Origin of the sequence: Nocardia tenerifensis NBRC 101015 (genome assembly GCF_000308715.1) — a bacterium.
GTDB lineage: Bacteria > Actinomycetota > Actinomycetes > Mycobacteriales > Mycobacteriaceae > Nocardia > Nocardia tenerifensis.
The window spans coordinates 1-9,341 of record NZ_BAGH01000155.1 but is presented as its reverse complement, the minus strand read 5'-3'; the positions used below and the strand labels follow the sequence as shown (position 1 = coordinate 9,341).

Annotated in this window: 6 protein-coding genes; 4 read left to right on the top strand and 2 right to left on the bottom strand. The window is 69.5% G+C overall.

Annotated elements, in window-relative coordinates:
* Window positions 1–821: sensor histidine kinase (locus ON39_RS12270; protein ID WP_255219263.1), on the top strand; the 821-nt coding region annotated here is incomplete at its 5' end.
* A 4-nt stretch (window positions 822–825) separates the two neighbouring features.
* Here the strand turns inward: ON39_RS12270 and ON39_RS12265 are convergent.
* The gene (locus tag ON39_RS12265; RefSeq protein WP_040733741.1) at window positions 826–1,599 is read right to left on the bottom strand and encodes a sigma 54 modulation/S30EA ribosomal C-terminal domain-containing protein; all 774 of its coding nucleotides are present in this window, start codon (window positions 1,597–1,599) and stop codon (window positions 826–828) included.
* Between the two features lie 144 nt (window positions 1,600–1,743).
* Between ON39_RS12265 and ON39_RS12260 the strand changes: the two genes are divergently transcribed.
* Window positions 1,744–3,459, top strand: a complete 1,716-nt coding sequence (locus ON39_RS12260; RefSeq protein ID WP_040733740.1) for a sensor histidine kinase — start codon at window positions 1,744–1,746, stop codon at window positions 3,457–3,459.
* Window positions 3,460–3,646: 187 nt separating this feature from the next.
* Here the strand turns inward: ON39_RS12260 and ON39_RS12255 are convergent, their stop codons facing one another.
* Complete coding sequence (locus tag ON39_RS12255; protein ID WP_246003004.1) at window positions 3,647–4,837, bottom strand: beta-ketoacyl synthase N-terminal-like domain-containing protein; 1,191 nt, start codon at window positions 4,835–4,837, stop codon at window positions 3,647–3,649.
* Window positions 4,838–5,048: 211 nt separating this feature from the next.
* Here ON39_RS12255 and ON39_RS12250 point away from each other — a divergent pair, with 211 nt between their 5' ends.
* Together ON39_RS12250 and ON39_RS12245 are read left to right on the top strand one after the other, a co-directional pair.
* Window positions 5,049–6,392 carry a diguanylate cyclase domain-containing protein gene (locus tag ON39_RS12250; protein WP_040733739.1) on the top strand — a complete coding sequence of 448 codons (1,344 nt, stop codon included), beginning with the start codon at window positions 5,049–5,051 and terminating at the stop codon, window positions 6,390–6,392.
* A gap of 244 nt (window positions 6,393–6,636) precedes the next feature.
* Entirely contained in the window at window positions 6,637–8,925 is a 2,289-nt protein-coding gene (locus ON39_RS12245; RefSeq protein WP_051186535.1) for a HelD family protein, read from the top strand.
* The last annotated feature ends 416 nt before the right edge of the window (window positions 8,926–9,341 follow it).

Sequence of the window (9,341 nt, the reverse complement as noted above, 5' to 3'; positions counted from 1 at the left end):
CGGTCCGGCTGGCCGACGCGCGGGGCATCGATCTGGGCGCCGCGATCGACGCGGCCGGGCCCACATTGATCCTGCCGTTGCAGACGGCGGGCGTGGTGCTCGGCGTGCTGATCGTCGTGCGCTCCCCCGAATCCGCGCCGTACTCCGACGAACTCGCCGCGCTCGCCGCGGCGTTCACCGATCAGGCCGCGCTGGCCATGCAGCTCGCCGAGGCACAGCGCAGGGCGCGCGAGCTCGATGTGCTCGCCGACCGCGACCGGATAGCGCGCGATCTGCACGACCACGTCGTCCAGCGGGTCTTCGCGGTCGGGCTCGGCCTGCAGGGCGTCGCAGCTCGGGTCGAGGATGCGGAAGTGCGGCAACGCCTTTCGGACGAGATCGACCGGCTGCAAGAGATAGTGCACGAGATCAGGACGACGATCTTCGATCTGCACGGCGGCGCCGGCGCCTCGCTGCGGCGGCGGCTCGAGGACGCGATCCGGCAGCAGACCGAGGCCACCGCGATCCGGGCACGGCTGTGGGTGGACGGGCCGCTGTCGGTGGTCGGGCCCGCGCTGGCCGATCACGCGGAAGCCGTTGTGCGCGAGTCGGTCAGCAACGCGGTGCGACACTCCGGCGGGAACGCGGTGACGATCGAGATCGCCGTCGCCGACGAGTTGACGATCCTGGTGCAGGACAACGGGACCGGCGTGCCGGCGGACATAAACCCCAGCGGCCTGGCCAATCTCGCGCAACGAGCGGCCGAGTCGGAGGGGCGGTGCAGCGTCGAGCGCGCCGCCTCGGGCGGGACGCGGGTGCTCTGGTCGGTGCCGCTGAGTTGAGCTTTTACTCCGGTGCCACCAGGGACAGATCACTGTCGTAGCGTCGATAGAGTAGGCGGCCGCGATCGTCAACCGGGTCGGTGAAGAACAGGAACGGCAAACCGTGCAGGCACAGCACCTGCGCCGCCTGATCCTCGCGCAGCACGGGCGCCGGGCTCGAAACCACCGAGAGCGGGAGCGAATTCACCGTCGGCGGCCCGCTCACCGTCGCGTCTTGGCGGAACAGCCGCACGCCGAGCGGCTCACCCCAGGCCACCGCGGCCTCCGCGCCGGTGGCGCTGTCGGTGAACAGATGCGCGTCGTAGTCCATCGCGTCCATCACCGCCGTCGCCTCGGCGGGAGTGCCGACCAGCAGCTCGCATAGCTTGCGGCGCACGATCGGGCGCGGCTCGGTGACCGTGGCCAGCGGCGGACGCGCCGGATCGGGCCAGTCGCGCGACCGCTCCGCCGCCAGCCGGGCCAGCTGGCGGTCCAGGCGCTCGGCGGCGAAGGTCACCGCGAACCCGCCGGGTCCGGTCACCTGTACGCGGGTGGCGAGATTGCGACAGCGAACGTTGACCTGCACCACCGTCGCCTCGCCCGCGACCCGCGGTGCCGTGACGCGCACCCTGGTCGCCGCGTCGAGATGGTGGCGGCGCAGCACCCGCCCGATCGCCCGGACGGCCCTGGTCACATCGACGTCGGGCACCTCGCCGAGGGTCGTCACCACCAGATCGAGATCGCTTGCGGTGAGCCAATGTTGTGGTGACGACGAACTCAACAGCCCCGACGACTTCATGTGCCACGCCCTGCCTTCGATATCCGATCCCGTGTCTTCATGTCACCATCGCAATGCCGTGGCGAACAGGGCCGAAAGACCTCGAGGGGCGAACTAGACTGGGACAAGGCGCAGTTCGGGCGCCAACCACAAGGGGAAGCCGATATGACCGACGATCGCGGCAGCGACCCCTATTCCGTGCGCGACACCCTGTCGCAACTGCGCCTGCGCGAATTGCTCAGCGAGGTCAAGGAGCGCGTCGAGCTCATCCTCGACTCGCGCGACCGGATGGACGGACTGGTCGAGGCGATGCTCGCGGTCACTTCCGGTCTCGACCTGGACGACACCCTGCGCACCATCGTGCGCACCGCGATCAGCCTGGTCGACGCCCGCTACGGCGCGCTCGCCGTACGCGGCCACGAACAGCAGGTCGTGCAGTTCATCGACGAGGGGATCGATGACGAAACCCGCAGGGCCATCGGACGATTACCCGAGGGACACGGCGTCCTCGGCGTCGTGTTCCATCAGTCGAAACCGCTGCGCCTCGACGAACTCGCCGATCACCCTGCCTCCGTTGGCCTTCCGCCGCACCACCCGCCGATGCACACCTTCCTGGGGGTGCCGGTGCGGATTCGCGGCGAGGTGTTCGGCAGCCTCTATCTCACCGAGAAGGCGGGCGGGCAGCCGTTCACCGACGATGACGACGTGCTGGTGCAAGCCCTCGCCGCCGCGGCAGGCATCGCGGTGGACAACGCCAGACTCTACGAGTCGGCGCGCACCAGGCAGGCGTGGATCGCGGCCACCCGCGACATCGCCACCGAGTTCCTCGCGGGCAACGAGTCGGCCAGCGTGCTCGCGCACGTGGTCGAGCACGCCCGCACGCTGACCGGCTCGCACCAGTCGTTCCTCACCGGGCCGGCCGAAACCACTGAGCGCGCGGGACTTTCGGTCACCCAGTGGTGCGGACCCGGCGAAGGGTACGAGGGCAAGGCGGTGCGCACCGAGGGCACCGCGCTCGGCGAGGCGTTCACCCGCCGGACCCCGTTGCGCTTCGACGACGCGGGCACGGTCGACCTCGGCCTCGCGTTACCCGACGCGGGCCCGCTGCTGATCCTGCCGTTGTGCACCCCGGACACCACGCTCGGCGTGCTCACCACCGTGCGGCCGATCGGCGCCGCGCCGTACTCCGACGAGCTGGTCGACCTGACCGCGGCGTTCACCGATCAGGCCGCGCTGGCCATGCAGCTGGCCGACGCGCAGCAGCGGATGCGTGACCTCGACATCCTCGCCGACCGCGACCGGATCGCGCGCGACCTGCACGACCACGTCATCCAGCGGCTGTTCGCCGTCGGCATCACGCTCCAGGGCGCGGTCGCCAGGGCCACGGTTCCCGAAGTGCGGCAACGTCTTTCGACCGTGGTCAACGATCTGCAAGAAGTCGTGCAGGAGATCAGGACCTCGATCTTCGACCTGCACGGCGGCCACGGCAACCCGCTGCAGCAGCGGATCGAGCACGCCATCCGCCAGCAGACCGCGGAAACCGTTGTGCGCTCGACCTTCTCGGTCTCCGGCCCGCTGTCGGTGCTGGAGGCCGAGCTGGCCGATCACGCCGAGGCCGTGGTGCGCGAGGCGGTAAGCAATGCGGTCCGGCACTCCGGGGCGGATACTGTCGCCGTGGAGATCAGCGTCGACGACGATCTGACCATCGTGGTGACCGACAACGGCTGGGGCATCCCGAATCACGTGGTGCGCAGCGGACTACGCAATCTCGAGCAGCGCGCGCACAAGGCCGACGGGCAGTTCGTCATCGGCACCGCGGGCAACACGACGGACGAGGCCATGCCGGGCACCCGGCTGTGCTGGTCGGTGCCGCTGCCGTGAGCGCGTGCCGGGGGGCGGACCGATGACACCGCACGGAAATTCGAAGTCCGGCCGGATGCATCCGGTGGCTGGATCGTCGCCTGGCAAGGCGGAGGAGTCGATACCGGGGTTGTATCGGCGACGACGACAACGCGGCCAGGCGGCGATCCAGCCACCGGAGGCGCCGGATGGAACTTCGAGACAGGGGCTAGTCCACCGGGCCGAGCAGCACCACGGAGTTGTTGCCGCCCATGCCGAGCGAGAGCTTCGCGGTGATGCCGCGCTCGAGCGGCTGCGGCCCGTCGAGCAGGCGCGGGTGCGCGGGCGCGACGATCGGCGCGGCGGGCACGATGCCGCGTTCGTAGCCGAGCGCCGCCGCGGCCACCTCGACCCCGGCGGACGCGCCCTGGCAGTGACCCGCCAGCGGCTTGAGCGCGTAGACGTTCGGGCGGTCGGCGAACACGCCCGCCATCAGGTCCTGCTCGGCCATGTCGCACTGCCGGGTGCCCGAGCCGTGGGCGTTGAGGTAGCGCACGTCCTCGGCGGCCACTCCGGCGTTGTCGAGGGCGAGCCTGGCGCACTCGAAGATCCGCTCGTGTGTCGGGTCGACCGACACCACGTGATAGCCGTCGTTGGTCATGCCGCCGCCGAGCACAGCGGCGTAGGGCCGGCGCACGTTGCGGCTCAGCACGAACGCCACCGACGCCTCGCCGAAGCAAAAGCCCCGGCTGCCCTCCTGGAACGGGCGGCACCCGTCCAGCGGTTCGGTGTCGGTCACCGCGGCGCCGATGCCGGTGAAGTGCTCGACCATGTCCGGCGTGCCGGACATGTCGGTGGCGACGCACACCACGTCGTCGGCGATGCCCGCGTCCAGCCAGAGCTGCGCGGTGATCAGCGCGACATTGGCCGAGCTGCACGTCGCGGAGACGTTCATGGCCGGGCCGTGAAAACCGAACTCCTGCATGAGCACCGAGATGGGCGTCGAGGGAATCAGCGGAAGGTACTCGCGGGAGCGGCGATGTCCTTGATCGACGAGGTAGAAGTCGCGCCAGTTGGCCACGTCACCGAGCACGATCGCGTGCAGCAGCCCGACCGTGCGGCCCGGTTGCCAGCCGCGTGCCAGCGCGTCGGTGATCGCCTCCCTGGCCGACTCGTGCATCGCGCGGCCGTACCGGCTCGAGCTGACCGCGGGGTCGCCACCGTCGGGCACCAGCGCGACCCAGGCATCCCCATCGCGACCCGGCCCGTACCCGGGCTGCACCGAGGCCGCCGATTTACCGCTGAGCAGTCCGTCCCACAGGGCCTCGCGGCCCCAGCCGTAGGCTGTGACGGCACCGATGCCGGCGAACGTCATATGATCTTGATGCAGCTGTCGGCCGTTCAGGGTCTCACCCGGCATCGCATCGCTCCTTCACACCTTCCGCGGTCGCACCGCGGTCGACCAGATATTTCCTGGAGAACAGGTTTTGTAATGATCACAAGACACTGCCCGATTAAGTGCCGAAACTGTGATCGAAGCAATAGCGCCGACGCTGTGATGTTCTGCACGTCGATACCAGAATAATCCCATGTTCCAATGGCCATAATCGGGTCGACGATCGGGGGTTCGAGTGGGTGATGACAAGGTAGCCGCTGCGGTCGACGCCGCCGAGCAGCTAGCCGAGCGCTACCGTTCGCTCGTCGAGCACTCCCCCGACGGCATCTGCGTGCACGAGCGCGGCGTGCTCGTCTACGCCAACCCCGCCACCGTCCGTTTGCTGGCCGCCGAGAGCGCCGACGAGGTGATCGGCCAGCCGCTGACGAAGTTCGTCCACCCCGGCTCGGTCCCCGGGATGCTGGAGCGGATCAGCCACCTGACCACCAAGGGCGTGGCCTCCAACCCGACCGAGATGACCCTGGTCCGCCTCGACGGCCTGCCGGTGCCGGTGGAGACAGTGTCGGTGCTCACCGCCTGGCACGACCGCCTCGCCTACCAGGTCGTCATCCACGACCTCACCGCTCAGCGCCACGCCGAGGCCGCGCAGCGCCGGGCCGAACAGCACTTCACCACGGTGGTCTCACAGCTCGAAGAGGGCGTGGTGGTCATCGATCCGGAAGGACGCATCGAGTCGGCCAATCCCGCGGCCATGCGCATCTTCGGCAGCGAGGACTCCGCCGACATCCTCGGCAAGACGATCCAGTCGCTGCCGCTGACCCTGCTGGACGCGAACGCGCAGCCGCTCTCGCCGACCCGCCACCCGATCGCCCGCACCCTGGCCACCGGCGAGACCATCACCGGCTATGTCTTCGGCGTCGACCGGGCCGACGGACAGCGACGCTGGCTGTCGGGCAGCAGCCGCCTGCTCAACCCCGGCGACCGGCGCTCGTCCGCGGTGTCCTCCTTCGCCGACATCACCGAATTCCGGGCCAGCAGAAGGCAATTGGAGTACCAGGCGACCCACGACTCGCTCACCGGGCTGGCGAACCGCTCGCTCATCCTGTCCCAGCTGGCCGGCGCGCTGGCCACCAGCGAGAACCTGCCGGTGTCCACGGTGCTGTTCATCGACCTCGACGGCTTCAAGGCGATCAACGACACGCTCGGGCACGCCATCGGCGACACGGTGCTGCAAATCGTCGCGCAACGACTGCAGCGCGCGTTGCGCAGCGACGACCTCGTCGGCCGGCTCGGCGGCGACGAGTTCCTGGTGCTGCTGTCCGGGGGCAGTCGGCGGGTCGACATCGACGCGCTGGTGGCCCGGCTGCGCTCGACCATGGCCGAGCCGATCATCGCGCGCGGGCATCGGATCGAGGTGAACGCCTCCATCGGCGTCACCCCGCTCGACGTGGGCGACCGCCGCACACCCGAGGCCGTGCTGCACGACGCGGACCTGGCGATGTACCGGGCAAAGCCGTCCGGGCACCGCGAGGGCTCGGTCAGCAAGGGACGCAGGCCTAACAGCACGCACGCGTCCTGACGGATGGATCTCGCGGATGGCCGGAATACCCGCGGTGGGCGACGGGGTTGCACAACTGCTGTGTTCGGCCCGGCGTTTCGGCACGAAACAGTGGATCGACGACGCGTCACCGGGTACACCTGCGGATACGGCGAGCACGTCGTAACCGCAGTAGACTCGACAACCTTGTTTTCTTCGGCGTTCGTGCGCGCCTCGCCGTGCGTGTGTAGCGTTCGCTCAGCTCATCGCGGTGAAGGAGTTCAGTTTGCCCGACCTCACTCAGGACCGTGCCGCCAGTGACGGCGCGCCGGAGCTGACCCGCGAGACCGAGCAGGAACAGGCCTACCTCTCGGTGCTGTACGACCGGCTCGACGAGATGCGGGACTACGCGCGCAACCGGCTGCGCACCGTGCTGCTGGAGACCGGCGGCACCCCGCAGGCCCGCAGCGAACGCGAGTCGTTCAGCCAGCTCTACACCGACGACCTCGCCAAGTACGACGCGGCCGAACACGGCCTGTGTTTCGGCCGGATCGATCTGGACGACGAATACCGCTACATCGGCAGGCTCGGCATCCTCGACGAGAAGGACGACTACGAGACGCTGCTGCTGGATTGGCGTGCGCCGCTGGCCCGCCCGTTCTACCTGGCGACCACCGCGGCCCCGGACGGCGTGACCCGGCGCAGGCACATCCGCTCGCGCAACCGCACCGTCACCGCGATCAACGACGAGTACCTCGATCTCGACGCCGCCCGGCGGGCCGGCGCGACCGACGACGAGGGCGGGGTCGGCAGTGAGAGCGCGCTGCTCGCCGCGTTGAACGCCGCGCGCACCGGCCACATGAACGACATCGTCGAGACCATCCAGCACGAGCAGGACGCGATCATCCGCTCCGAGCACAAGAGCGTGCTCGTGGTGCAGGGCGGCCCCGGCACCGGCAAGACGGCCGTCGCGCTGCACCGCGCGGCGTACCTGCTCTACACCTACCGTCAGCAGCTGGCCAAGAGCGGCGTGCTGATCATCGGGCCCAACGCCACCTTCCTCGACTACATCGGCCAGGTGCTCCCCTCGCTCGGCGAGACCGGCGTGCTGCTGTCCACCATCGGCGACCTGTATCCCGGTGTGAAAGCCACCCGCGAGGACTCGCTGCGGGCGGGCGAGATCAAGGGCTCGCTCGACATCCTCGAGGTGCTCAAGCAGGCGGTACGCGACCGGCAGGAGGTGCCTGCCGAGCCGATCCGGCTCAGCTTCGACGGCTACCCCGTGACGCTGGACCGCAAGATCGCGACCAAGGCGCGCGGCCGGGCGCGTTCCTCGCGGCGTCCGCACAACCTGGCCAAGCCGATCTTCACCAGCTCGGTCATCGACGCGCTCACCGACCAGCTCGCCGAGACCATGGGCGCCGATTTGTCCGGTGGCCCGAGTCTGCTCAGCCGCACCGACATCGCCGAGATTCGCGACGAGATGCGGGCCGATCAGGAGATCCAGCAGGCCATCGGGCGGCTGTGGCCGCTGCTGTCCCCGCAGGACGTGCTCGCGGACCTGCTCGCCGACCCCAAGCGGCTCGACCGCGTCGCGAGCACACTGTCCCCGGAGGACCGGGCCGAACTGGTGCGATCGGACAACGGCGAGTTCAGCGCCGCCGACGCGCCGCTGCTCGACGAGCTGGCCGAGCTGCTCGGCGTCGACGACACCGAGGAGCGCGAACGCTCGCGGCGGCGCTGGCGGGCCCAGCTGGCCGAGGCGCAGGACGCGCTGGACATCTTGACCGGTTCGGCGCCACAGGATCTCGAGGACGAACTCGATCCGGAGATCCTGATGGCCTACGACCTGATCGACGCGAGTCAGCTCGCGGAACGCCAAGACGTGCGCACCAGGCAGACCACCGCCGAGCGCGCCGCGGGCGACCGCACCTGGACCTACGGGCACGTCATCGTGGACGAGGCGCAGGAACTGTCGGAGATGGCCTGGCGAATGGTGATGCGGCGCATCCCGAATCGCTGGATCACCGTGGTCGGCGATGTCGCGCAGACCGGCGACCCCGCGGGCGCCTCGTCGTGGCAGCGGGTGCTCGAACCGTACGTGGCCAAGCGGTGGAAGCTTACCGAGCTGACGGTGAACTATCGCACGCCCGCCGAGATCATGGACGTGGCCGCGGACGTGCTGGCCGCGATCGATCCCGAGGCCGCCGCGCCGCGCTCCGTGCGCGAGAGCGGGCACCCGCCGCGCGCCTACCGGGTGGCCGCGAGCGACGTGCGCGACCAGGTTGCGAAGTTGGTGGCCGAGGAGACCGGGCCGGGCACGACCGCGGTGATCGCGCCGCACGCGCTGATCGAGGAACTGGCCGAGCTGTCCGGCGACTCGGTGCGGGTGTTGACGGTGCACGACGTGAAGGGGCTGGAGTTCGATGCGGTGTATCTTGTTGAGCCGCAAGCGATTCTGGATGAGTCGCCGCGCGGGCTGAATGATCTGTACGTGGCGTTGACGCGTGCGACGCAGCGGCTCGGTGTGGTGCACAGTGCGGAGTTGCCGGAGGTTTTGGGCTCGCTGAGGTGAGGTGAGGTGCCGCCCAGGCCCTCGAGGGGAAGCCTCAGCCAGCGCCCTCAACCGCACCACCTCCCGCAACACCACAAGCCGCCAAGGGGTGCGGCGCTGTTGCGATCGAGGCGAGTCGAATGGTGGTTGGCGAAGATCAAGTAGCCGCCATTTGACTCTGCTCGACGAGGTTTTCGGAGGGCGGGTGCGTCGGGCTTGTCGTACGGGCGGCCGGCCACGTCGGCCCGACCAATGCGAGCGACCCGGCAACGTCGGCCCAACCAAATGCGAGCGGCCCGACCACGCCAGCCCAACCAAATGCGAGCGGCCCGACGACGTCGGCCCAACCAACACGAGCGGCCCGACGACGTCGACCCAACCAACACGAGCGGCCCGGCAACGTCGACCCGACCAACACGAGCGACCCGACAACGCCA

Coding starts and splice junctions, on each gene's coding strand:
- ON39_RS12255 (WP_246003004.1), bottom strand. CDS start 4,837: ATGCCGGGTGAGACCCTGAACGGCCGACAGCTGCATCAAGATCATATG.
- ON39_RS12260 (WP_040733740.1), top strand. CDS start 1,744: ATGACCGACGATCGCGGCAGCGACCCCTATTCCGTGCGCGACACCCTG.
- ON39_RS12265 (WP_040733741.1), bottom strand. CDS start 1,599: ATGAAGTCGTCGGGGCTGTTGAGTTCGTCGTCACCACAACATTGGCTC.